Source organism: Planococcus lenghuensis (genome assembly GCF_001999905.1).
GTDB classification, from domain to species: Bacteria; Bacillota; Bacilli; order Bacillales_A; family Planococcaceae; genus Indiicoccus; species Indiicoccus lenghuensis.
The window spans coordinates 2,406,904-2,429,279 of record NZ_CP019640.1 but is presented as its reverse complement, the minus strand read 5'-3'; the positions used below and the strand labels follow the sequence as shown (position 1 = coordinate 2,429,279).

The following is a 22,376-nucleotide window of genomic DNA, read 5'->3' as shown; positions in this document are numbered from 1 at the left end:
AAAGCCCCCCTAAATTAAAAACAGGGAGAGAATAACCAATTGGTTGTTCTCTCCCTGTTTTTTAAAGTCTACTTTTTCGGAAAGTGAACGGAGGAAACCGGCCACTTTCCGAAAATTATGCGCCATGGCGATAAGTCCAAATTCGATGTTTTCTTCTCCTGATATTTTTTGAAAACGACGCGGCGGCCGTTTGGACAGATGAATCGGTCATCCGCTTCTTCATACGTCCAGTTTTTCACGTTCCATTCATTGTTTTTAAACTTCTTCGTCTGCTCTTTCAGATAGGTGCCATACGGGATCAGGAAGCCGGCAAGCGGTTCTTTTTCATCCCCGATCAGGTAGAGGTAGTTCTCTTCGCTTCCATAGCCGGCATCCGCGACGATGGTCTTCGGCATAGGCAGGGCAGATGCCTGCAGCGCTTCCAGATGTGGAATCAGGCAGCGAGCATCTCCCGGGCGCTGATGAATGGTATAGAACAGCACGAATTGATTCTCGGTCGCCATCTGGATATTGTATCCGGGTTTCAGCTGGCCATTCTTCATATGATCTTCCTTCATCCGCATGAATGTGGCGTCCGGGTCCGTCTTCGAGAAGCTGTTGCGCTCTCCACAGACGGCGAGCTGTTCCGCATACGTTTCTTGGCGAGGAATGAAGTTTTCACGAATCAGTTTCACTTTCTTTTTCAGGAGACTGTGCCGTTTGCGGAGTCCTTTTCTGTTTTCCACGAGCTTTTCCTCAGCGATGAGATCCGTCAGGATATCCACTTGGTCTTCCAGCCGGTTCGCAACTGAAGCCAATTCCACAGCCGCCGGCTCCTCGGCCAGCTGGCCCAGTTCCAATCCCTCCGCCTTGGCAATCTCCTGGATTTCCTGAAGCGTTTCCTGGATTCTGATTTTCAGTTTCGCTTCCTGCCCCGTCACCGCCTTACGGAAGACAAAGCTATACTTATTGGCGTCCGCTTCCATCTTCGTCCCGTCCAGGAAGTAGTTCTCAAACTCGACAAACCCTTGCCGGTGAAGTTCCAAAACAGTGAACTCGAATAACTGATCGATGACCGCTCCCATTCGGACGCTCCGGAAATGGTTGATGGTCCGGAAATCCGGTTTCTGCATCGCCGCCAGCCAGATCGCCGGAAGATCCTCGTGCAGCATCGTGGCGATGCCCCGGCAGGAATAAACTTTTTGGGAATAGGCATAGAGAATAACTTTGAGCATCAGTTTCGGGTGGAAGGGTGGCCGCCCGCCGCCAGGGTAGCAGGCGGTCAACACTTCCTCAGGGTAAGCCTCAACCAGTTGATCCACCACACGAGCCACATGATGGTCGGGAATCAGGGCGCCAATATCAGGAATGCATAAGGTCTGGTTCGGATCATACGGTTTGAATGCGGGAGCCGGCCGGCGCCCTTGGGTGGAAACTGCGGTTTCGTGTTCAAGTAATTTACCTGACGGAAGAGCCGGTTGCGTGGTATAATCGGTGTAAGCAATCGTTGGATTGCGTATAAAAATCGTCCTTTCTGAGTGGTGGTGTGGTAACTCCCATTTTACAGAAACGGACGATTTTTGTATGCGCTGATGACTTGACTAGCGGGAAGGCCGGCGGCGACTCCTGCGGGACCAGCACGAGCTGAAGACCCTGGACCGAGCCCAGCGAGGGAAGCGTCTGAAGCCGTGCCCGCGGAAAGCGTCCGCCGGGCCGAACCCCAGCTACTTCTTTACGAATAGAAAAAGGAACTGCCCCTCGAGGTCATTTTTCATGACCTTTCGGGACAGCCCCGTTTGTTTTTTTATAAAGATCATAAAGAATGCTTGCTTCTTGAAATCAGCATAATCATATAGCACAGAAGCCCGAACAGCAGCGAGATGAACAGGGAGTGCAGAAGTGAAATGACCAGGTTCAGCTGGGTCAGGACCACGAGCATGCCGGTCGTCGCCTGCAGCAGGACAAGCGTAAAAGCAATCAGCCAGCCGCGCTGCAGCACTTTCTGGTCCCGGTACTGCTTATAGGTATGCCAGGCGATATAGCCAAGCCACACAACAATAAGCGCAGCCGCCAGGCGGTGTCCCATCTGTACCCACTCAAACCGGTTATACGGAAGAGCGAATTGATCGTTTCTGCACAGAGGCCAATCGGCACATACAAGACTTGATTCCGTATGACGGACGAGAGCCCCGGTATAGATGACGATGTACGAATAAAGGGTTACGCCGATGGTATGCACTTTTAACTTGTTTCCAATTCGGAGCCGGTCAGCATTGAACTTCCTGTCCACTTCGAAAATCAGAAGTGTCAGCAGAAGAACTGCCGCAAAGGAAAGCAGGGAAATGCCGAAATGCAGGGCAAGAATGAAATCTCCCTGTCCCCACAGCACTTGGGCTGCTCCAATGAGAGCTTGGAGAATGAGAAAGAACACAGCCATGAAAGCAAGGAATTTTGTCTCCCGAATATGACCGTATGCCAGCCATGCCCAAACAGCCAGAACAACAATTAAAATGCCGACCGATCCAGTTACGAGCCGGTGTGAAAATTCAATAAGCACTTCAGCAGTAATTTCTGTCGGAATCAGTTCACCATTGCAGCCGGGCCAACTGCGGCCGCATCCCATTCCGCTTTCTGTTTTTGTGACAAGCGCCCCGCCAAGCAGGATCAGAAGCATGCCGACCGTTGCCGCAACGGCCAGCCATTTTAAATATGTCGATTGTTTTCCGCGCATGGAGACACCTACTTTTCTATCTGAACAAACCAATTGCTTAATATGCATGGGCGTATGCCCGCATACTCGATAATAGCGAATGTCCTTTTAAAAAACAATGAAAAACGGGCAGGACCGGTAAGTTTCGGAAAATGGACAAAACTATTGCCTGCTCTTTCACAAACTGTTCAAAAAAGGCATCGTTTACATCTAAAAAAAAACAGATTCGTGCTGTATCATGGAAGAGTATGTATTCCTGCGAAATCATTCGAAATCCCCGCATTTCCTGTGAATTGCTAGTTGCGTGTAGAAATATGGGTGGGAATTCGATATAGTAAGGATTAGCGGAATCAGCTTACAACATTGAAAGGAGGAGGTTCTATGTCTAATGGCCGGTCGCTTTCCGCACCGCAAACCGCGGAGACGGAAACTGCAACCTTCATACAGGACTTTTTAGCGCTGATCAAAATTGGGATTGTCAATTCCAATCTGATCACAGTTTTCACCGGCCTCTGGCTGGCTTTCCAGTTTTCAGGAAGACATTTTCTTCAGGAATTGGACCTTCTGGTGCTCGCCATAGCAGGATCTGCTTTCATTATTGCCGGATCTGCGGCTATGAACAATTATATTGACCAGGATATCGATCCGGTCATGTCCCGGACAAAGTCGCGGCCGACAGTCACCGGCAGATTTAAACCGTCAGCTGTTCTGGCGATGGCATTGTCTTTCATTGTTGTAGGCGAAATCTTATTGTTTTCCGCTTCAGTGGCTGCGGGTCTGTGGGGCATTGCAGGAGTGCTGGCATATGTGGTGCTGTACTCCATGTGGTCAAAACGCCGCCATGTCAGCAATACGATTGTTGGCAGTATTTCCGGAGCCATCCCGCCGCTAATCGGCTGGGCTGCAGTCGAACCGGCCCTCGGGCCGGGGGCATGGGCATTGTTCCTGATCATGTTTGCCTGGCAGCCGCCCCATTTTTATGCGCTGGCGATGAAACGGACGGAAGAATACCGGGCAGCCGGAATTCCGATGCTTCCGGTCATCAAAGGGTTCGCACGCACGAAGAAATCCATGCTTGCATGGGTGCTTGTGCTGTTCCCGCTTCCGTTGCTTCTGCTGGAACTCGGTGCAGGATTCGTAATCCTGGCGACTGTATTGAATATCGGCTGGCTCATTTTAGCCCTTCGCGGTTTCAGTGCCAAAAATGATTTAAAATGGGCAATGCAGATGTTCATCTATTCGCTGAATTACATGACCATACTGTTTGTCTCGATGATCATTTTCGCTTTGTTTGTCTGAGAACAGTGTTGTGAAGCACCATTATTATTCATATGAAAGAGAGGTTTAAAAAGCTATGATGAAAGGTCTTAAAAAGTGGCGACTGTTTGGATTGCTGGCTGCACTGACGGCCTTCCTGGCAGGCTGTGGGGAAGAACAGATATCGATCCTTCAGCCGGCCGGTCAAGTGGCGGAAGATCAGTATGATCTATTGCTGCTGTCTACTGGCGTTATGGTATTTGTTATACTTGTTGTAACTATTATTTATGTATTAGCAATCGTCAAGTTCCGCCGGAAAAAAGTTGGAGACGACTTCATGCCTGAGCAAGTGGAAGGAAGCCAGCGTCTTGAGTTTCTCTGGACAGCAATTCCGATTGCGATTGTCCTGTTCCTCGCTGTTCCAACCGTAGCAATTACATATCAATTGGAAGACGTGGACGACATGGGAGTTCTTGATGCAGAAGGAACGCCTGCAAGCTTGACGGTCGATGTGACCGCAAAACTTTACTGGTGGGAATTTGCTTATCCGGACCTTGGAATCTACACAGCACAGGAGCTTGTCGTTCCTGCAGATGAAACAGTTTATTTCAATCTTACTGCAGCTGACGTAAAACACTCGTTCTGGGTTCCATCCATCGGAGGAAAAGTGGATGCGAACGTTGACGGGGTCAACACTTTTTATCTGACATTTGATGAAGAATCAGCTGATCTTGAAGATGGCGTATTTTACGGGAAATGTGCTGAATTGTGCGGACCTTCACACGCCTTGATGGATTTTAAAGTAAAAGTGCTCAGTGAAGTGGAATTCAACGCCTGGGTAGCAGCAATGCAGGAATCTACAGGAGACGTTGCAGAAGCAGGAGAACTTGCAGAAGCAGGACAGGACTTGTTTGAAGAAAGCTGTATTGCCTGCCATGCAGTTTCCGGCGCACAGACAACCGGCGGAATCGCTCCTAACCTTGCAACATTCGGCGACCGTAACCGGATCGCCGGCTTCCTGCCGCATTCCGAAGAGAACCTCATAAAATGGATCTCTGAGCCGCAGGAATACAAGCCGGGTAACCTGATGCCGGATCCGGGAAGTCTTCCGGGGCGTGATGGCGAAGGGTTCACGGAAGAAGAACTGAATGCACTTGCTGCATACTTGTTCAGCCTGACGGTTGAAGAAGAACAAGATTAAGGACATTTTAATTTAAAAGGGAGGGTTACGTTGTGAGTTCTACTGCACAAGCACGGAAAAAGGGCTTTGGCGCAACTTTATGGGATTATCTCACGACCGTTGACCATAAGAAGATTGCGATTCTGTACTTAGTCTCAGGCGGCTTCTTTTTCGTCCTCGGCGGAATTGAAGCGATGCTCATCCGGATTCAGCTGGCAGTGCCGGCAAATGAATTCCTGAGCGCGCGACTTTATAATGAAATTATGACGATGCACGGTACGACGATGATCTTCCTGGCTGCGATGCCATTATTATTCGCATTCATGAATGCCGTCGTTCCGCTCCAGATCGGAGCGCGGGACGTTGCATTTCCATTCCTGAACTCGCTCGGATTCTGGCTGTTTTTCTTTGGCGGGATCTTCCTGAACCTTTCATGGTTCTTCGGTGGAGCACCGGATGCAGGGTGGACATCTTATGCATCACTTGCACTGGCATCTGAAGGGCACGGAGTTGACTTCTATGCACTGGGACTTCAGATTTCAGGGGCAGGGACCCTGATTGCGGGAATCAACTTCCTGGTTACGATCATCAACATGCGTGCACCAGGAATGACCTATATGAGAATGCCGCTGTTTACGTGGACAACTTTTATCGCGTCTGCACTGATTCTCTTTGCTTTCCCTCCACTGACTGTCGGTCTGTTCTTCCTGATCCTTGACCGGCTATTCCACGGTAATTTCTTTAACGTGGAAATGGGAGGTAATACCATCATCTGGGAGCACCTGTTCTGGATCTTCGGCCACCCGGAAGTATACATTCTCATCCTTCCGGCATTCGGGATTTTCTCTGAAATTTTCCAGACGTTTTCAAGAAAAAGGCTATTCGGTTACTCGGCCATGGTATTTGCGACCATTATCATCGGTTTCTACGGCTTCATGGTTTGGGCACACCATATGTTCACGTCCGGACTTGGCGCCACGGCAAATGCGATTTTCGCGGTAGCCACAATGGCGATTGCCGTTCCGACAGGGGTTAAGATCTTCAACTGGCTCTTAACCATATGGGGCGGAAATATTTCCTTTACGACTCCAATGCTGTATGCACTCGGATTCATTCCGTCATTCGTAGCAGGCGGGGTAACCGGCGTTATGCAGGCCATCGCACCGCTCGATTACCAGCTGCATGATTCCTACTTCATCGTAGCGCACTTCCACTATGTAATTGTCGGTGGGGTTGTACTGGGACTTCTCGGCGGATTGCATTTCTACTGGCCGAAGATGTTTGGTACTATGCTGAGCGATAAAATCGGTAAAATCACCTTCACGTTATTCTTTATCGGATTCCATTTAACATTCTTTATCCAACATTTCCTTGGACTGTTGGGTATGCCACGACGCGTATACACGTATGTCGGCGACCAAGGCTGGGATCTGTATAACCTGATCAGTTCAGTCGGAGCAATTTTCATGGCTCTTGGTGTAATTACTTTGGTGATCAACATCATTATGACTTCGGTCAAAAATGAGCGGGTCGGCAATGACCCATGGGGCGACGGCCGTACACTCGAATGGGCTATCCCGTCTCCGCCGCCGTATTACAATTTCAAACAGACACCGCTTGTCCGGAGTCTGGATACGTACTGGCTCGAAAAAATGGAAGGTAATCCGGAAGGCATGACCTATGCTGAACCGATCGGGGATATTCATATGCCGAACAACTCGATCATTCCATTCATTATGTCATTCGGCTTGTTCGTCGCCGCATTCGGTGCACTATTCCATATCGATGGTGACAAGGCATGGACGCTGCCGGTGCTGATTATCGGAATGCTGATCACATTCGGCTCGATGGCAGCCCGTTCACTGAAGGATGATCTCGGTTACCATATCCATAAAGAAGAATTGTTGGAAGAAGGGGGGCATACAGGTGGACATCAATAAACAGTATTCCCCTCAGACGTGGCCGGACCATCCCGAGACGGCCACACTGGAAGGTAAAAATAAGTTTGTCGGATTCTGGCTGTTTCTCGGTGGAGAGACTGTACTGTTTGCCACACTGTTCGCAACATATTTAGCTTTGAAGGATAAAGGGCCGCAGGGAATGGAGCTCACGGCAAATCAGCTGTTCGAGCTTCCGCTCGTCTTTATCATGACGATGCTTCTTTTGACTTCATCTCTGACAAGCGTTTATGCAATGTTCCATATGAAGAGCCATAATTTCAAGGCGATGCAGGCATGGATGGCTGTAACGGTTCTGCTGGGGGCAACATTCCTTGGATTTGAGATTTATGAGTTCAATCACTACGTACATGAATTTGGCTTCACATATGGTCAAAGTGCATTCAGTTCCGCGTTTTACACACTTGTAGGTACACACGGACTGCACGTGGCGCTCGGTCTCGGCTGGTTCATCCTGTTGATGCTGAGAAACGCAAAACGCGGACTGAACTTGTATAATGCATCGAAGTTCTATACGGTATCGCTGTACTGGCACTTCATTGACGTTGTATGGGTATTCATTTTCACAGTAGTCTACTTGATGGGAGTGGTCGGATAACATGGCACATGATGTTGAGACACACAAAAGATCCCAGGCGGAGTATGAGTATGCAAAACGTAAACGCGAACATGAAATGCGCGGTCAAGTTGCGACATTTGCACTGATGATTTTTCTGACACTGATTGCATTCACTGCTGTTGTCGCTGATTTCTCAGCATATTATGTTGTACCGTTGATCCTGCTATTGGCCGCTGTCCAGGTTGTGCTTCAGCTGTACTACTTCATGCACGGAAAAGAAAAAGGTCACGGAACACCGCTGTTTTTCATGTACGGTGGCATGTTGATTGCATTTACAATCCTTGTTACCTTTGTCACAATTATTTGGATCTGATCCCAAACCCTCTGCACTTGCTGCAGAGGGTTTTTCTGTTTTGAAATGTCATAGTTCGTTCATTGATATCATAGAGTAACGGCTTTATAATGAAACTACTTGGACTGTAAGGAGGTAAGAGCTGATGCCGCTTAGTATTTTCGGATTTCAGGCGCTGTGGAGTCCGGTTTTCATCGGAGTGCTGGTGTTTTTAACAGTACTGTATTTTTTGATTACGGTAAAATGGCGTCATGATTTTGCAGTAAGTCAACCATTGAAGAAAAAAGAAGCAATCGCTTTTGTTTCGGGTATGGTTCTGCTCTATGTCCTAAAAGGCTCGCCGATCGATTTGCTTAGTCATATTCTCTTTTCTGTACACATGACACAGATGGCATTTTTCTTGTTTTTGGTCCCGCCGCTTTTAATCGTGGGGATCCCCGCGTGGGTTTGGCAGTCTTTTATCGGGTTACCTGTTGTACGCAGTATTTTTGCCGTAATGACGCGGCCCGCAATCGCATTGGTTTTATTCGGTATTCTATTCTCTTTCTATCATCTGCCGGTGATATTCGACATCATCAAACAGGATGAAGTTTATCACGGTCTCTATACACTCGTATTGTTTTTGTCTGCATTCTTTATGTGGTGGCCGATCATGAATACACTGCCTGACACACATAAAGTTCATGGACTAATCCGAGTCGGATATATTGTCGGCAGCGGAGCCATGCTGACACCTGCCTGTGCCTTGATCATCTTCAGTAATTCAGCATTTTATGCTACATATTCTGATCCGGAAGCATGGCTTCAGGCCATGGCGCTCTGTGTGCCGGTCTCCACGCTCGCTGGATTGAATCTGACGGGTCCGGAGCTCTTCACGAGCATGAGTCCTTTGGAAGATCAGCAGGTGGGCGGGATAGCCATGAAGGTGCTGCAGGAACTGATTCTGACCTATTTCCTTGGAATGGTCTTCTATCAGTGGTTCCGCCGAGAACAGGACAATGCGGATGAAATCACAGCACAAGCATTGCGTGACCGAAAAACGATGCTTGCGTATCAGAGAGGCCAGTAATGGCAGATGCTGCTTAAAGGAGAATGGATTAAATGAATTTGCCGTTGCTACCGACGATCAGTACCTTTTTCATCGTGTTGAGTGCCATACTTGTGGCCATTGGCTGGTCACTTGTCATCCGGCGCAAGATTGAAGCGCATAAAAAAGTGATGTGGGCAGCAGGAGCTGCTGCATTGATCTTTTTCATCATTTACGCTTCCCGAACTATATTCATAGGCAATACATCATTCGGCGGTCCAGCCGAGTACAAGATTTACTATACCGTGTTTCTGATCTTTCATATTTTCCTGGCAACGACAGGTGCGGTATTTGGTATCGTCTCAATTACCACCGGCTATCGGAATCGCCTTGGGATCCACCGGAAGATCGGTCCGATTACAAGCATCATCTGGTTTTTTACCGCTATTACCGGTGTGCTCGTTTATCTCTTGCTCTATGTATTCTATAAGGGTGGGGAAACCACTTCTGTTTTCAAGGCGATATTAGGATTCTAAGTACAACAAAAGAGCCGCTCCCAAAAGGGAAGCGGCTCTTTTTCATATTTTAATTTTCCATCTGATCATTTCAGCTTCACGAGCGGATGTATAGAGAATCACCAGAAGCGGGCCGAGGAAAAATCCAAGGAAACCAAATAGTTTCAGTCCAAGGAACATCGAAATCAGCGTAGCAAGCGGTGACAGGCCGATGTAAGTTCCCATCACTTTTGGTTCCAAAGTACGCCGGATGAGCAGTAAGATGAATGCGAGAATCGCCATCTCAACACCGAGTACTGTGTTGCCGATGATAAAATAATAAGCCGCCCATGGGGCCAAAACGAGAATGGAACCAAGAATGGGGATGAAATCAATAATCCATATGACAAGCGACATAATAATAGCGTATTCCGGGATAATTATTAACAGACCGATCAAGGAAGCGACGAAAATCACAATACTGACAAGGAACTGGGCCTTTAAGAAACCAAACACCATGCGATGGAGCCGGCCTTGCATAAAGCGAACTTTTTCAGCGGTCTGATCAGTAAATTGACGGAAAATCATCAGTTTTAAATTGGGCAGTTCCAGCATGAACAGGAACAGGGCGATAAGAAAAACAAGGAAGCTTACAAGGAAGCCGGGAATTCCTGTCAGCAGGTTCGTGACCGTATCGTAATTTACTAAAGTTAAAATACCATCCTGCACGCCAACGAGGAAGCCGGCAAATTCCTCTTCGAATACTGCCACAACTTCAGCCGGTAGACCTTCAGCTGCCCTGAAGAAGAAAGCCTCCAGATCGAACCACATCGTTGATAGGGAATCCAAGTAGACAGGCGCGGATTTTGACAACTGGATTACCTGGCCGACCAATTGGGTGACGGTCAAATACAGCAGGAATGAAATAATTAGAAGAAATAACGTGAACACAATGATGACAGCCGGTTTTCGTTTTCCCCTGAAGTAACCGGAAACCCATAAAACAATTGGCTCAAGAAAAAACGCCATCACCAGTGCAGCAAGCAGCGGGAGTGAGACTGGCACCACAAAAACCGCAAGAATGATAGCCAGTATGATACCAGCCGTGACTCCTACTGTTTTTTTACTGATCCATTTTACAGAACTCATAACGCTCCCCCATCAGTCCATTTTTCATTTTGAAAACAATCTGATAATTTAATCGGAAGAAAAAGCTGCAGCCGACGAGAAGGCTGCAGCAAATCACTATACATGAATTTCAAATTCCTGTAAGTCTGCTTTAATAGACGTCAGAATATCGAAACATTTCTTTACCAGATGTTCCGGGAAAATTTCATCCGCTCCATATTCAATGCCGTGTGGGTAATAATGTTTTCCTAATACAGGTGTCATGAGCTGGACCATCGCATCGTTTGCATCAATGTCGCCGCTGACTGCATATCCAAACACACGGAGGTAATAGACACCTTCCTGAATGATAAATTTGCGGTCATATGTAATCCGCTCGTAATCCCATGCGCCTTCGCTCGTCATGCCATATTTGTTCATGATCTCTGTCATTACCTGTATATCTGCACGGGTCTGTTCCAGTCCTGTGTTCTCGAAATCCATGGGTGATTCCTCCTCAATTGCGTCGTCATTATACGTAATCATGCTCCTTCTATAATAAAACATATTAAATAGGGATGCAATGACAACATTGTGTCGGGTGAGCCATCCCGTTATAATAAAGCCAACAGCTGACTAAGGAGTTGCTTATTTGAAGAAAGGTCTCCGCTTCTTAATTGCAGGGCTGATTGTACTGCTCGCTCTGTTCATATGGGATTCACCGATTCAGGAAAACGAACCGCTCCTGGCTCCGGAAACCATCGATCCTTTGCCGGCGAATGAATCCGCTGATGTTTCACTGGGGGCTGCACGGCCTGACGCAGGAGTTTCCATGTTCATTGGAAAATCCGTTGAGGAGTGGTTGGCGCAATTTGGTGAGCCAGCCAGAATCGAGCCTTCTGCTTTCGAGTACGAATGGTGGGTCTATCCTGAGCCGCTGGCTGAATACAAGATGGCAGGTGTCCGGGACGGAAAAGTGGTCCAGGTTTATGCTGCTGGAGCAGAAACGAATATCGAGCCCTTCACAATCGGACAGACACTTGAGGAATTGTACCGGTTTACAATCGTACAGAGTGAAGTGTCCGTCGAGTTCGATTCTAATGTCTATACTTTCCACCTGGCCACAGACGACTTGAATAAGCGGCTGCTGGTTAAGTTTAATGGTGTTTATGCACAATTATATCTTGATCAGGAAGATGGCCGGCTTGAGGCGGCCCGTTTCATCGATGCGCAGACGCTGATCAGCCATCGGCCATACGATATGATTTATATGGGTGAATTGCTGCCGCGTGAAAAACCGTCTTCCCGAGACCAGCAGGCAGTGGATGCGGCAAACACACGTCAGCTTGTTGAAATTGCAAACGTATACCGGAATCATCACGGCCAGCCGTTACTGCCGGTTCTCCCTGAATTGCACGAAGTGGCAAAGGCGCATAGTGCCGACATGGCCCAAAATACGTTAGGTGATGCAGATTCAGAGCCAATGAGCCTGGCTGAACGGCTGGAAGCAGCGGATATCGCATACGATGAGGCGGCCGCGAATACTGCAGTAGAGTACTATGATGCAGCAGAGGCAGTGCATGGCTGGCTGAATTCTGACAAGCACCGGAGCATTTTGCTGGCAGAGGAGTTTACTCATACCGGGGCGGGTGTATTCAATCAATTCTACACACAGGAATTTTTAAGGCGGGATGCTGCCTCTGTTCTTTCAGACTAATGTAACCATTCTACTGCGGTGTAGGAATAATGAAAAAAGAACCTGTAGCATGCGCGACGAGTTCACCATCTGACTTTTCGACTTTCCCTTCAACAATCATCATATGCCGGCCGGCACGCAGAATATGCGCTTCAGCAATGAGCGCGGAAGTATCAGCAACAGAAAGATAATGAACATTGAAAGTCGAAGTTACAGTTACAAATCCCTCTGGACAGCGGCTGCTGGCAAGAGTGCCCATTGCTGTATCCAGCAGAGTGGCAATAATCCCGCCGTGCGGAATGCCGAGGGAATTATGTATAAATGGTGTGTTCGGAAGTGATATAATACACCGGTCATCCAAAAGTTCTCTATTCATTTGCAGAGCCGCATTCAAGTAAGTGGAGTAGGCACCTTGCTGCTTCTGTTCAAAGCCTGCCAGCCAATCAGCCAGCATTTTCCGGTCTTCAGCAGTGCTGCGGGCCAGCACTTGACGGAACTGTTCAGTTAAGTCAGTCATTTAGTCTCAAACCTTTCTCGTTTTAGGGATCATCTGGACCAAACAGTCGGTATCATTTGGCATTCGATATAATTTTTCACCGAAAGAAGATTATTCATCCGGATTAACTGGTATTAAATTTGGTAAATTTCTGCTATGATAAATTCGCAAAGGGGGAAGCCATATGTTCATGACTTCTGAATGGATGTTAGTAACAGACGTTTCAGACGAATTGAGTCAAATGATTCTTGAATCAGAGCAGGCAGCTCGTTATGCCGCTGCATGGAATACCGTCTATACCGATAAACAGCTCGCAGCAGAAGTTGCTGCATTTCAGCGCTTGAAAGACCAGTATGATGAGGTGCAGCGCTTCGGCAAGTATCATCCTGACTATTCCCGGGTCATGAAGCAGATCCGTGTAGATAAACGCCGGCTGGATATGCATGAAAAAGTGGCAGCTCTCCGACTGGCTGAAAATGACTTGCAGGATCTGCTGGACGAAGTCAGTTTCATTCTCGGACGGTCCGTATCGGAAGCAGTTAAGATTCCATCAGGCAATCCATTTTTCAATTCCGATTCATCCTGTGGTAGCGGCTGCGGTTCAGGCGGTGCCTGTTCCTGCTCTGCCTGAATTATAAAGAAAAATGCGCAACAGTCTGTTGCGCATTTTTTTATTTTGTGGACAAGAAAGGCCGCTTGCGCTTTTCTTTGTCCAGCTCGTTCGCCAGACCGTACGCTGATTTCACGCCCTCCACCGGAAACAGGTTTCCGGGTCGGCCGTTCCAATCCGCTTTCGGTCTTTCGCGGCTCACTCCGCTTTTCTTGTGTCCAGCTCCGGCGGCCAGACTCTCGAGGTCGCTTCGATCTTACCCGCGATGACAAAGAACACCATCTTCGGTAAGCCCTCCAGCGCTTGTCGGGGTTTGCGGGGCGCTTGCGCTTTTCTGTTAATCCTGTTGGGCGATATGCGTACGGAGAGCGTCAACCGCTAGATCTGGACGGTCCGTGACGATTCCTCTTGCACCGCTTGCCAGCAAAATTTTCATTTCATCTTTATCGTCGATCACCCAGTAATGAACGGGTACATTCAACTGCTCCAGGAATGAGATGAACCGGGGTGAATCAAGTGGAATTGATTTATAACGAACTGGCAGTTGAAATAAATCTGCGCGCGGCTTATACAAATGACCAAACTGGCTTGTAAAAGCGGAATAGGCCTTTTTGATTTCGTTCACGCCTGCGCCGATGGCAGTCCGGTTCTGGGCATATAAATTGAAGCGGTCGATCTGCTCGTCAAAGAAGCTGGTGACGACGACCCGGTCGAGAGCGCCTTCCGACTCCAGGAGCCGCCAGAGTTTCGAAGGAATGAGGCTGCCTTCGTATGTCTCAGGCGCATCTTTTATATCAATATTAATAAACATATCAGGAAACTTGCGTAATACTTCTTTTAGCGTCACAATTATCTCGCCTTTGCCCCGGTAAGAGTTATTGCCTTCCAGATCGGTGAATTGATACCCGGCATCGAGCTTCTTCAGTTCTTCAAGTGTCATGTCAGCCACGCGGCCTGCCCCGTCCGTTGTGCGGTCAACATGTGAATCATGGAACATGATGATTTCTTCATCTTTTGTAAGACGGATATCCGTTTCGAATCCGTCCACGCCCAGCTCTGCCGCATTTTGGAATGCCGCCATTGAATGTTCGGGTGCCAGAAGCATGCCGCCACGATGGGCGAGTACAACCGGCCGTTCATAGCTCAGTGCTTCTTTAGCAGATCGGAGTTCAGGGTGGATGAGTGCTTTTGAGCCTGCCCATGCTGCGGCTCCGGCCGCAGCAGCGGCTATGCCGATTTTTGTTTTCTTTCCCATGATTTATGTAAGCCTCCTCAAAATAACGTATAGTGCCATTATACCGGATTATGCAGTTTTATGTGAATCACAGCAAGTTGCGGTAATTTTCTTTCCTATGGTATTCTAAAATCTAAGAAAAGAGGGATAGTTATGCGTGATCGCCAAGGGCTGATCGTATATGTTCATCATTTAAAACAGGCAAAATCCCTGCGTAAGTACGGACATGTCCAGTTCATCTCCAGAAAACTCAAATATGCTGTGGTTTACGTGGACCAGGAATCTGTGGCTGCCATGAAAGAAAAACTTGAAAAATTGCCTTATGTAAAGGCCGTTTTGGAATCGTACCGGCCGTTCGTGAAAACGGAGTACGAAAATGCCAAGCCTGATAAAGCAAAAGAATATGATTATAAGATGGGTCTATAATAAAAATGCCGCCCAACTCAGGCGAGAGGCGGCAGGTAGTGGTTGAGTCGCAGGATTCCGATCAAATAATTAAAGTAGAGCCGGGTATCCGCGAACAAGTAAGATGGCTTCACGTCAAGTTTGATCGGCGTCCTGCCGATCTCCTTCACACTTTCTTCGAATAATTTGACCCGCTTCGAATTCGGCTGAATGCCTTCCCGGCAAATATAAATCGGAGTGAAATTACTCGCTCCTCCCGGTGAAAAAGCGACAGCGACTGACAGGGCAGGCTGGCCTGACTCTGTAACTGTATTAAAAATAAATGCATTCAGAAAACGGTGCGAGTTGGAGGAAAGCAATTCCAGCAGCTCATAGATGTCTCCGAAGCCTTCTCCTAATTCTATAAAACGCTGATTCATTACATCACGTCCTTTCCGTTTCATATTTTAGCATGACTGAAGAAGGAAGGATATCAAATGGTATGCCGGCTTGTTTGGTATGCCGGAAAAAAGAAGGAGTGCAAGAAAATGCGTGTAATTGCAGGACAAGCCAAGGGCATCCCGCTGAAGGCGGTTCCGGGAATCCAGACACGGCCGACAGGGGATAAAGTGAAAGAGTCGGTTTTCAACATAATCGGTCCTTTTTTTGACGGGGGAACCGCAATCGATTTGTTTGCCGGAAGCGGCGGGCTTGGGATTGAAGCGCTTAGCCGCGGATGTGAGGCCGCCATTTTCATCGACAAAAGCAGGAAAGCGACGGAGACGATACAGGCTAATTTAGAGAAGAGCCGACTTTCAGACGGAGCGCAAGTCTACCGGACTGATGCAAAGAAAGCGATCAGTGTTATGGCGAAGAAAGGCATAAAGGGGCACTTGCTGTTTCTCGATCCGCCGTATAAGGATACCGCTGCCTATGATCTATTGGATGCAGCAGCAGAATCCGGGGTGCTGACAGAAAATGCAATTGCAGTATGTGAACATGATAAAGAAGTGAAACTGCCGGATGAAACGGTCTTTTTTAAACTCATTAAAAGCAGTGCATACGGCAGCACCATAATTTCAATTTTCCGGCGCAAGGAAATTGAGGAGGCGTAACGTGGGGAAAATCGCAATCGTACCGGGGAGTTTTGATCCGGTTACATTAGGGCATCTTGATATCATAAAACGGGCTGCTGTCATCTTTGATGAATTGCATGTGGTAGTCCTGAATAACTCGTCAAAAAAACCTCTTTTTGATGTGGAAGAACGGATGGAGCTGCTGCGGAAAGTGACTGAAGATATTGCAAACGTGCAGGTCAGCTCATTCCAGGGACTGCTTGTGGATTATGCTGCTGAAGTGAATGCGGATGCAGTAGTCCGAGGACTTCGGGCAGTCTCCGATTTCGAGTATGAGATGCAAATTACATCGATGAATCGGGTACTGAGCGAGCGGCTGGAAACGGTCTTCATGATGACCAATAATCAGTATTCGTTTTTGAGTTCAAGTATCGTAAAAGAAGTAGCGAAATATGGCGGAGATATCAGTGAACTGGTGCCCGTTCAAGTGAAAGAAGCATTGGTCCGCAAATTCCAATGATTCGATAGGAAGGAGGAATTGGATGAGAATAAAGCAAGTGGTCTTTCTTTTGGTGATCACTGTCATCGCGCTTCTGATTTCCCTTTATCCGCTTAATACGTATATCACCCGCCCGGGACATGCTTTCGAGTTATCGCCCATTGTGGAAGTTGAAGGCGGCGATGAAGATGATGAAGGTAGTCTGAGTCTTATGACGGTGACGATGATGCAGGCAACACCAGCACTATATGCCTGGGCTGCTTTTGCCGATGGCTATAAAATTGTTTCGCCGAGCCGGTTCCGGAATCCGCATGAGAGCGAGGCTGAATATAACGTGCGCCAGCTGCAGCTGATGTCGGAATCGCAAATCTATGCGATTCAGGTGGCTTACGAAGCAGCGGGAGAGTATTTTGAGCTGGTTCATGAAGGTGTATTTGTTATAAATATCCTGCCTGCAGCAGCTGCTGAGGGGATTCTTGAACCTGGTGACCGAATCGTTTCAATCGACGGTATGCTGTATGAAACGCTTGACCAATTCACCGAACACCTGGCAGGGCTGGAGTCCGGTGACACAGTGACCGTGGAGGCCGAACGGAACGGCAGGATCATTGAAGAAACGATTGAAGTTGCGCCTATTCCGGGAGCCGAGGAGCGGATTGGTCTCGGTATTGCTTTTACGGAAGACTTAGGCGTGGAATCGGAGCCCGATATCCGGTTTGAGTCGGAAGATATCGGAGGCCCGTCAGCCGGACTGATGTATTCTCTTGAAATCTATAATCAGCTTGTGGATGAAGACATAACACATGGTCTTGAAATTGCAGGAACTGGTACGATTTCATCGGATGGTGAAGTTGGCCGCATCGGCGGAATCGATCAGAAAGTGATTGCCGCAGACAAAGCGGGTATCGAAGTGTTCTTTGCGCCAAACGACAAAGTCGGCGATCTGGAAAGTAATTATTCCGTCGCTGCGGAAACAGCTGTGGAAATCGGGACGGATATGGAAATCGTGCCGATTGAGACATTTACGGATGCTTTGGAATACCTTGAAACGCTTCAGCCGGCATAGATGGGCGGCACAATGAATTCTTTTCTTACATCGCTTGCCCCGAGTCCAAGCAAATACATGTACGATGCATGGAGGTCGAATGCGCCCATTTCACCAGGCAGATCCGCTGCCCGGCTGATGAGGGGCAGTTTGGCCTCTTTTTTCTGTGAATTCAAATACTGCCGCCCAGTATGGGTCATACCAAGTATGCGGATGTATTCAGGGCGGTCAAACGCTTTCAGTTGTTCCCAGGTGAATCCGGTATAGATATGCGTCAGCATCCGCTGAATTCGGGTCCATGTGTATCGCTTTGACTTTGCATGCTGCATGAAATCAGAAAAGCCGGCTGCATTCTTCGCTGCTTCGTAAAGCAGGTTCTCGATGCCTTCCGTTACTTCCGCGTAAGCTGACAACCGGGAAGGCCTGTCCCGCAGAATGGCTGCCCGTAAAAGCGGATAAAAGAGGTCCCAGCTGCCAAACGTATGATGTTCTGAGAGGAAATGATGCATTTCTTCCACAGATGCCGCCGGAAGAAAGTCCACCATTTCACTGATGGCACTTCCTTCAGATATAGCTTGTCGAATGCCGGTGGCACTGGCAATCGGAACGCCTGACACAATCGGATCATGATAGCCGGCACCAAGCCGGCTGATGGTGAGCGGCTGAATTGCGGAGCCAAGAATGCGGGCGGCTTCGATATAATGGAAGCCAAGAATATTGTTTGGCTGAGTCAGATCGGCAAATGCTGTCTGGGAAGGCAACAGTGACCGATAGGCTTCGTTCAGCGCTTTCGGATAGCTGATGCCGGATTGGACGAAACGCCGGATTTCCTGTTCATACAGCTCTCGCTGGTCGGTGAGAAGATCCAGTGTATTAAGGAAGGGAACGATTTCTCCCTGCTCGCTTCCGAAGCAAAAGGAGCTGCAGTTCAGAGCATCGAGCAGCGTGATGGCACCTTTTGCGAATTCCGCCGCCTGTGCTGTTGCATATCCATATGGGAGTTCGATGACAAGATCGACACCTGATGCGAGCGCCATGCGTGTACGGGTCCATTTATCAACGAACGCAGGTTCACCGCGCTGCAGAAATTGACCGCTCATAACAGCAATCACCGTATCGGCACCTGACAGTTCCCGGGCTTTTTCAGCGTGATGCAAATGTCCGTTGTGAAAAGGGTTATATTCAACGACGATTCCAGTTGCTTTCATTTGAAGGACTCCTCTGATAAAATTATAGTTTAATTATAGCGATGAAAACCGGATGGTGACAAGAAATTATCTTGACATCCACCGGTGCTCATTATATAATCAATTCTGTTGTCTTGAGGTGGTTACACATGAAATGGTCAGTTATTCAACTGCAAAAGTATCAGCGTAGTGGATTGCAGCTGGATGAAACGGTCCGGCTTGACGAAGTTAAGGAACGAAATTCAGATATTCGGTCCATTTCACCTGTTCACGTCACAGGACATTGCACAGTCGGTTCCAAGAAAATGACTTGTCAGCTCAGGGTGGAAGGCGTAATGATTCTTCCTTGCGCCCGCACATGGGAAGACGTTGAATTTCCGTTTGATATTAAATCAGATGAAATTTTCACATGGTCGGAATACGCAGAGGATTCTGGAGATGACAATGTTCATGCGGTGGAAGGGGATGTCGTCGATCTCCAGCCGGTGCTCGAAGAACTGATTCTGCTGGAAGTGCCGCTCCAAGTATTTAGAGAAGGTGCGGATGAAGTCGTCATTGAAGGTGGAGAAAACTGGTCATATAAGACGGATGACCAGCTCCGGGAAGAGACGGCAAACGCCCAACCAAAAACCGATCCAAGACTTGCCGATCTGGCTAAGTTCTTTGATCAGACTGAGGAATAGAACCCGTGTAAGGAGGTGTCACCAATGGCTGTACCGTTTAGAAGAACTTCCAAAACAGCGAAGAGAAAGCGCCGTACGCATTTCAAAATCGAAGTGCCTGGCATGATTTCCTGCCCGAACTGTGGCGAATCGAAATTGACTCATCGTGTCTGCAAAAATTGCGGTCACTATAAAGGAAAAGAAGTTGTCAGCAAATAAGTAAGTGTTTGCTGCTTGAAAACCGCCGAGAGACCATGGCTCTTGGCGGTTTTTTGCATACATATAATCAGTGTGGAGGGATCAGGGTGACTTATCGCATCGAAGAAACGGATGGCGTGCTAACAATGACAATCAACCGGTCTGAAATCCGGAATGCCATCAATCACAGTGTAATGGACGGATTTGAAAAGTTTATTGCCGCAGTGCAAGACAGCCGTGCCCATTGCGCTGTCATTACAGGCGCGGGTGGAGAGGCATTTTGTTCAGGCGGCGATCTGTCTGTATTCCATGAGCTGAAAACAGAAGAAGAAGCGTTCCCCATGCTGTCACGGATGGCCGATCTCCTATACCGGATCAAGATGCTGCCTGTTCCGGTAATTGCTGTGGTGAATGGCAGCGCAGTGGGGGGAGGGTGTGAGATTGCAACCGCCTGTGATTTTCGCCTGGTGAAAAGAGAGGCGAAATGTGGCTTTATCCAAGGCACACTTGCTATCACGACCGGCTGGGGAGGCGGAAGTTACCTGCTCGAAACCCTTCAGCATGACCGGGCAATGCAAATGCTCACTTCCGCGCGGATGTATTCGGCTGAAGAATTGAAGGGCAACGGCTGGGCAACGGAATTGTATGAGCAGGACACCGACATCACCGGGTTTCTGGACCGTTTCAGGAAAATCGATTCCAATGTCCACCGAGCGTATAAACAGCTGGCTGTGCAGCGCTGGGAAACAAATGGCCTTAAGAGCCGCGTCGACCTGGAAGTCCGCCACTGTGCAAAATTATGGGCGCTGGATGCCCATCATGCCGCTGTGGACCGCTTTCTCAATAAAAGCCGGTAGTCAATGAGCGATTCACAGTGTTAGATACAAGCGCACAGGAATGACAATAACAGTCATCCTTGTGTGTTTTTTTGCGAATATCCTCCTTTATTATCGAGACAGGGAGGGCTGTATGTCTTGGATTGATTAGCTTTTTGCAATTCAAACGGAAGAAAAGTTGAAATCGCTTTCAAATTTCGTATATTCTATAGAAGTGGGGGATAAAACACGGGAGGTACATATCATGAGGAAAGTGCTAGTGGCAAACCGGGGAGAAATCGCCCGGCGCATTATCCGGACGTGCAAGCGGCTGGGTATCGAAACGGTTGCTGTCTACTCAGAAGCGGATGCTGATCTTCCATATGTAAGGGAAGCGGATGAAGCTGTGTTGATCGGGCCCAGTCAAGTGGCCCAGTCTTACTTGCAGGCAGATACAATCATTGACGAAGCAAAGCGGCTGGGAGTGGATGCCATCCATCCGGGGTATGGCCTGCTGTCTGAAAATGCGGGCTTTGCACGAAAAACAGCTGAAGCCGGTCTCGTATTCATCGGTCCGGACGCTACGGTCATCGAGAAGATGGGTGATAAAATCGAAGCGCGCCGCACGATGCAGCAGGCAGGGGTACCTGTTGTGCCGGGGACAGAAAATGGCGTGACATCACTTGAAGAAGCGGTGGCAGAAGCAGAAAACATTGGTTACCCAATCATGTTGAAGGCAAGTGCAGGCGGGGGCGGAATCGGCATGGTCCGCTGTGAAAATGAGCAAGCGCTCACTCAGCAGTTCAATTCCGTTAAGAACCGGGCGAAAGCCTATTTTGGTGATGACCTTGTCTTTCTGGAGAAATTCCTTCCGGAAGCTAGGCATATCGAAGTTCAGATTTTTGGAGATGACCAAGGGAACGTCATTCATTTATTTGAACGGAATTGTTCTGTCCAGCGGCGCAACCAGAAAGTGATTGAAGAATCACCATCACCGGAGTTGCCGGAAGACGTGCGGCAGGAATTGTGCGAAGCTGCCGTCCGGGCAGGAAAAGCGGTCGGTTATCAAAATGCCGGCACTGTGGAATTCATCGTTGATCAAAGCAACCGGTTTTATTTTCTCGAGATGAATACCCGGCTGCAGGTGGAGCATCCGGTGACCGAGGAAGTGACAGGTTTGGATTTGGTGGAATGGCAGCTAAAGGTTGCATCAGGTGAACCAGTACCCGGCCAGGAAGAAATTTCTGCTGCCGGCCATGCTATCGAATACCGGATCTATGCGGAAGACCCGGTTACGTTTTTCCCTTCTCCTGGCACACTTGAACGCCTGCAATGGGGGGAAGGCGCCCGGATTGACAGCGGTTACGAAGAAGGCAATGCAGTTACGCCTTATTACGATCCGATGATTGCGAAAGTCATTATCAAGGGAGAGAGCCGGGAAGAAATACTGCGGCAATCGCGGGAATTCTTTGCGTCTGCCGCAATAGAAGGCGTAAAAACGAACATCCCGCTGTTCAGGATGTTTTTAGAGGCAGAAGCATTTACTGCCGGCAATTACTCGACAGCCACTTTAGGAAAATGGCTCGAGAACATGAAGGAGGAGCAGAACTCATGAAAGAATTAAAAGCGACAATGGCAGGCACGGTGCTTAATGTACTCGTGGCAGAAGGGCAGGCAATTGAAGCCGGACAGGCGGTATGCACGCTGGAATCCATGAAAATGGAAATTCCGGTGGAAGCGGAAGTAAGCGGGAAAGTGGAAAGTGTCCAAGTGGAAATCGGGGCATTTGTAAACGAAGGGGACACATTGCTGACATTCAGTGAATGATGCACTACTTCACACAGGGAGGAA

Annotated in this window: 26 protein-coding genes; 18 read left to right on the top strand and 8 right to left on the bottom strand. The window is 48.4% G+C overall.

Annotated elements, in window-relative coordinates:
- Nucleotides 1-68: 68 nt before the first annotated feature.
- Both B0X71_RS12485 and B0X71_RS12480 read right to left on the bottom strand, forming a co-directional pair.
- Nucleotides 69-1,484: an IS1182 family transposase gene (locus B0X71_RS12485; RefSeq protein ID WP_269750116.1), complete on the bottom strand. Its 1,416-nt coding sequence runs from the start codon at nucleotides 1,482-1,484 to the stop codon at nucleotides 69-71.
- A 308-nt stretch (nucleotides 1,485-1,792) separates the two neighbouring features.
- Complete coding sequence (locus B0X71_RS12480; protein WP_077589728.1) at nucleotides 1,793-2,710, bottom strand: COX15/CtaA family protein; 918 nt, start codon at nucleotides 2,708-2,710, stop codon at nucleotides 1,793-1,795.
- Nucleotides 2,711-3,070: 360 nt separating this feature from the next.
- Between B0X71_RS12480 and cyoE the strand changes: the two genes are divergently transcribed.
- The 7 genes from cyoE (at nucleotide 3,071) to B0X71_RS12445 (ending at nucleotide 9,558) form a co-directional block, all read left to right on the top strand.
- Nucleotides 3,071-3,988 (top strand): heme o synthase, encoded by a 918-nt coding sequence (gene cyoE, locus B0X71_RS12475; RefSeq protein WP_077589727.1) that lies wholly within the window; start codon nucleotides 3,071-3,073, stop codon nucleotides 3,986-3,988.
- Between the two features lie 55 nt (nucleotides 3,989-4,043).
- Nucleotides 4,044-5,147: a cytochrome c oxidase subunit II gene (coxB, locus tag B0X71_RS12470; RefSeq protein ID WP_077589726.1), complete on the top strand. Its 1,104-nt coding sequence runs from the start codon at nucleotides 4,044-4,046 to the stop codon at nucleotides 5,145-5,147.
- Nucleotides 5,148-5,179: 32 nt separating this feature from the next.
- Nucleotides 5,180-7,066, top strand: a complete 1,887-nt coding sequence (gene ctaD / locus B0X71_RS12465; RefSeq protein WP_077589725.1) for a cytochrome c oxidase subunit I — start codon at nucleotides 5,180-5,182, stop codon at nucleotides 7,064-7,066.
- Entirely contained in the window at nucleotides 7,053-7,682 is a 630-nt protein-coding gene (locus B0X71_RS12460; RefSeq protein ID WP_077589724.1) for a cytochrome (ubi)quinol oxidase subunit III, read from the top strand. Before ctaD ends, B0X71_RS12460 begins: the two co-directional genes overlap by 14 nt.
- Nucleotide 7,683: 1 nt before the next feature.
- On the top strand, nucleotides 7,684-8,016 hold the full coding sequence (gene ctaF / locus B0X71_RS12455; protein WP_077589723.1) for a cytochrome c oxidase subunit IVB: 333 nt from the start codon (nucleotides 7,684-7,686) through the stop codon (nucleotides 8,014-8,016).
- A gap of 124 nt (nucleotides 8,017-8,140) precedes the next feature.
- The gene (gene ctaG, locus B0X71_RS12450) at nucleotides 8,141-9,064 is read left to right on the top strand and encodes a cytochrome c oxidase assembly factor CtaG (RefSeq protein ID WP_077589722.1); all 924 of its coding nucleotides are present in this window, start codon (nucleotides 8,141-8,143) and stop codon (nucleotides 9,062-9,064) included.
- Nucleotides 9,065-9,096: 32 nt separating this feature from the next.
- The gene (locus B0X71_RS12445; RefSeq protein ID WP_077589721.1) at nucleotides 9,097-9,558 is read left to right on the top strand and encodes a DUF420 domain-containing protein; all 462 of its coding nucleotides are present in this window, start codon (nucleotides 9,097-9,099) and stop codon (nucleotides 9,556-9,558) included.
- 42 nt (nucleotides 9,559-9,600) lie between these two features.
- On the opposite strand, the gene ytvI is transcribed toward B0X71_RS12445, so the two are convergent.
- Both ytvI and B0X71_RS12435 read right to left on the bottom strand, forming a co-directional pair.
- Nucleotides 9,601-10,665, bottom strand: a complete 1,065-nt coding sequence (ytvI, locus tag B0X71_RS12440) for a sporulation integral membrane protein YtvI (protein ID WP_077589720.1) — start codon at nucleotides 10,663-10,665, stop codon at nucleotides 9,601-9,603.
- Nucleotides 10,666-10,761: 96 nt separating this feature from the next.
- Nucleotides 10,762-11,127, bottom strand: coding sequence for a YugN family protein (locus B0X71_RS12435; RefSeq protein ID WP_077589719.1), 366 nt, complete (start codon nucleotides 11,125-11,127; stop codon nucleotides 10,762-10,764).
- A gap of 148 nt (nucleotides 11,128-11,275) precedes the next feature.
- On the opposite strand from B0X71_RS12435, the gene B0X71_RS12430 reads away from it, so the two are divergent.
- The gene (locus B0X71_RS12430) at nucleotides 11,276-12,340 is read left to right on the top strand and encodes a CAP domain-containing protein (RefSeq protein WP_077589718.1); all 1,065 of its coding nucleotides are present in this window, start codon (nucleotides 11,276-11,278) and stop codon (nucleotides 12,338-12,340) included.
- 10 nt (nucleotides 12,341-12,350) lie between these two features.
- Here the strand turns inward: B0X71_RS12430 and B0X71_RS12425 are convergent, their stop codons facing one another.
- Nucleotides 12,351-12,836 (bottom strand): PaaI family thioesterase, encoded by a 486-nt coding sequence (locus B0X71_RS12425; protein ID WP_077589717.1) that lies wholly within the window; start codon nucleotides 12,834-12,836, stop codon nucleotides 12,351-12,353.
- A gap of 163 nt (nucleotides 12,837-12,999) precedes the next feature.
- Between B0X71_RS12425 and B0X71_RS12420 the strand changes: the two genes are divergently transcribed.
- Nucleotides 13,000-13,446 carry a YlbF/YmcA family competence regulator gene (locus B0X71_RS12420; protein WP_077589716.1) on the top strand — a complete coding sequence of 149 codons (447 nt, stop codon included), beginning with the start codon at nucleotides 13,000-13,002 and terminating at the stop codon, nucleotides 13,444-13,446.
- A 316-nt stretch (nucleotides 13,447-13,762) separates the two neighbouring features.
- Here B0X71_RS12420 and B0X71_RS12415 read toward each other — a convergent pair whose 3' ends face one another.
- Nucleotides 13,763-14,680 (bottom strand): glycerophosphodiester phosphodiesterase family protein, encoded by a 918-nt coding sequence (locus B0X71_RS12415; protein WP_077589715.1) that lies wholly within the window; start codon nucleotides 14,678-14,680, stop codon nucleotides 13,763-13,765.
- A 132-nt stretch (nucleotides 14,681-14,812) separates the two neighbouring features.
- On the opposite strand from B0X71_RS12415, the gene B0X71_RS12410 reads away from it, so the two are divergent.
- Nucleotides 14,813-15,085, top strand: a complete 273-nt coding sequence (locus B0X71_RS12410) for a YlbG family protein (RefSeq protein ID WP_077589714.1) — start codon at nucleotides 14,813-14,815, stop codon at nucleotides 15,083-15,085.
- Nucleotides 15,086-15,102: 17 nt separating this feature from the next.
- On the opposite strand, the gene B0X71_RS12405 is transcribed toward B0X71_RS12410, so the two are convergent.
- A complete protein-coding gene (locus tag B0X71_RS12405) occupies nucleotides 15,103-15,483 on the bottom strand; it encodes a DUF7147 family protein (RefSeq protein ID WP_077589713.1) in 381 nt (126 codons plus the stop codon).
- Nucleotides 15,484-15,540: 57 nt separating this feature from the next.
- Between B0X71_RS12405 and rsmD the strand changes: the two genes are divergently transcribed.
- Genes rsmD through B0X71_RS12390 form a run of 3 tightly spaced genes read left to right on the top strand, consistent with a single transcriptional unit; the run spans nucleotide 15,541 to nucleotide 17,684 of the window.
- On the top strand, nucleotides 15,541-16,158 hold the full coding sequence (gene rsmD / locus B0X71_RS12400) for a 16S rRNA (guanine(966)-N(2))-methyltransferase RsmD (RefSeq protein ID WP_077589712.1): 618 nt from the start codon (nucleotides 15,541-15,543) through the stop codon (nucleotides 16,156-16,158).
- 1 nt (nucleotide 16,159) lies between these two features.
- Entirely contained in the window at nucleotides 16,160-16,639 is a 480-nt protein-coding gene (gene coaD / locus B0X71_RS12395; protein ID WP_077589711.1) for a pantetheine-phosphate adenylyltransferase, read from the top strand.
- A 22-nt stretch (nucleotides 16,640-16,661) separates the two neighbouring features.
- Nucleotides 16,662-17,684 carry a SepM family pheromone-processing serine protease gene (locus B0X71_RS12390; protein ID WP_077589710.1) on the top strand — a complete coding sequence of 341 codons (1,023 nt, stop codon included), beginning with the start codon at nucleotides 16,662-16,664 and terminating at the stop codon, nucleotides 17,682-17,684.
- Here B0X71_RS12390 and B0X71_RS12385 read toward each other — a convergent pair.
- Nucleotides 17,672-18,871, bottom strand: a complete 1,200-nt coding sequence (locus tag B0X71_RS12385) for a nucleotidyltransferase (protein WP_077589709.1) — start codon at nucleotides 18,869-18,871, stop codon at nucleotides 17,672-17,674. The genes B0X71_RS12390 and B0X71_RS12385 overlap by 13 nt on opposite strands.
- Before the next feature lie 128 nt (nucleotides 18,872-18,999).
- Between B0X71_RS12385 and B0X71_RS12380 the strand changes: the two genes are divergently transcribed.
- The 5 genes from B0X71_RS12380 (at nucleotide 19,000) to B0X71_RS12360 (ending at nucleotide 22,352) form a co-directional block, all read left to right on the top strand.
- The gene (locus B0X71_RS12380; RefSeq protein ID WP_077589708.1) at nucleotides 19,000-19,533 is read left to right on the top strand and encodes a YceD family protein; all 534 of its coding nucleotides are present in this window, start codon (nucleotides 19,000-19,002) and stop codon (nucleotides 19,531-19,533) included.
- A gap of 24 nt (nucleotides 19,534-19,557) precedes the next feature.
- Nucleotides 19,558-19,731: a 50S ribosomal protein L32 gene (rpmF, locus tag B0X71_RS12375; RefSeq protein ID WP_077589707.1), complete on the top strand. Its 174-nt coding sequence runs from the start codon at nucleotides 19,558-19,560 to the stop codon at nucleotides 19,729-19,731.
- An 86-nt stretch (nucleotides 19,732-19,817) separates the two neighbouring features.
- Nucleotides 19,818-20,567: an enoyl-CoA hydratase/isomerase family protein gene (locus B0X71_RS12370; protein ID WP_077589706.1), complete on the top strand. Its 750-nt coding sequence runs from the start codon at nucleotides 19,818-19,820 to the stop codon at nucleotides 20,565-20,567.
- Between the two features lie 223 nt (nucleotides 20,568-20,790).
- Nucleotides 20,791-22,140 (top strand): acetyl-CoA carboxylase biotin carboxylase subunit, encoded by a 1,350-nt coding sequence (locus tag B0X71_RS12365; RefSeq protein ID WP_077589705.1) that lies wholly within the window; start codon nucleotides 20,791-20,793, stop codon nucleotides 22,138-22,140.
- Entirely contained in the window at nucleotides 22,137-22,352 is a 216-nt protein-coding gene (locus B0X71_RS12360; RefSeq protein ID WP_077589704.1) for an acyl-CoA carboxylase biotin carboxyl carrier protein subunit, read from the top strand. The genes B0X71_RS12365 and B0X71_RS12360 overlap by 4 nt, the downstream gene beginning before the upstream one ends.
- The last annotated feature ends 24 nt before the right edge of the window (nucleotides 22,353-22,376 follow it).

Coding starts and splice junctions, on each gene's coding strand:
- B0X71_RS12480 (WP_077589728.1), bottom strand. CDS start 2,710: ATGCGCGGAAAACAATCGACATATTTAAAATGGCTGGCCGTTGCGGCA.
- cyoE (WP_077589727.1), top strand. CDS start 3,071: ATGTCTAATGGCCGGTCGCTTTCCGCACCGCAAACCGCGGAGACGGAA.
- coxB (WP_077589726.1), top strand. CDS start 4,044: ATGATGAAAGGTCTTAAAAAGTGGCGACTGTTTGGATTGCTGGCTGCA.
- ctaF (WP_077589723.1), top strand. CDS start 7,684: ATGGCACATGATGTTGAGACACACAAAAGATCCCAGGCGGAGTATGAG.
- ctaG (WP_077589722.1), top strand. CDS start 8,141: ATGCCGCTTAGTATTTTCGGATTTCAGGCGCTGTGGAGTCCGGTTTTC.
- B0X71_RS12445 (WP_077589721.1), top strand. CDS start 9,097: ATGAATTTGCCGTTGCTACCGACGATCAGTACCTTTTTCATCGTGTTG.
- ytvI (WP_077589720.1), bottom strand. CDS start 10,665: ATGAGTTCTGTAAAATGGATCAGTAAAAAAACAGTAGGAGTCACGGCT.
- B0X71_RS12435 (WP_077589719.1), bottom strand. CDS start 11,127: ATGGATTTCGAGAACACAGGACTGGAACAGACCCGTGCAGATATACAG.
- B0X71_RS12425 (WP_077589717.1), bottom strand. CDS start 12,836: ATGACTGACTTAACTGAACAGTTCCGTCAAGTGCTGGCCCGCAGCACT.
- B0X71_RS12420 (WP_077589716.1), top strand. CDS start 13,000: ATGTTCATGACTTCTGAATGGATGTTAGTAACAGACGTTTCAGACGAA.
- B0X71_RS12415 (WP_077589715.1), bottom strand. CDS start 14,680: ATGGGAAAGAAAACAAAAATCGGCATAGCCGCTGCTGCGGCCGGAGCC.
- B0X71_RS12410 (WP_077589714.1), top strand. CDS start 14,813: ATGCGTGATCGCCAAGGGCTGATCGTATATGTTCATCATTTAAAACAG.
- B0X71_RS12405 (WP_077589713.1), bottom strand. CDS start 15,483: ATGAATCAGCGTTTTATAGAATTAGGAGAAGGCTTCGGAGACATCTAT.
- rsmD (WP_077589712.1), top strand. CDS start 15,541: ATGGTATGCCGGCTTGTTTGGTATGCCGGAAAAAAGAAGGAGTGCAAG.
- B0X71_RS12390 (WP_077589710.1), top strand. CDS start 16,662: ATGAGAATAAAGCAAGTGGTCTTTCTTTTGGTGATCACTGTCATCGCG.
- B0X71_RS12385 (WP_077589709.1), bottom strand. CDS start 18,871: ATGAAAGCAACTGGAATCGTCGTTGAATATAACCCTTTTCACAACGGA.
- B0X71_RS12380 (WP_077589708.1), top strand. CDS start 19,000: ATGAAATGGTCAGTTATTCAACTGCAAAAGTATCAGCGTAGTGGATTG.
- rpmF (WP_077589707.1), top strand. CDS start 19,558: ATGGCTGTACCGTTTAGAAGAACTTCCAAAACAGCGAAGAGAAAGCGC.
- B0X71_RS12365 (WP_077589705.1), top strand. CDS start 20,791: ATGAGGAAAGTGCTAGTGGCAAACCGGGGAGAAATCGCCCGGCGCATT.
- B0X71_RS12360 (WP_077589704.1), top strand. CDS start 22,137: ATGAAAGAATTAAAAGCGACAATGGCAGGCACGGTGCTTAATGTACTC.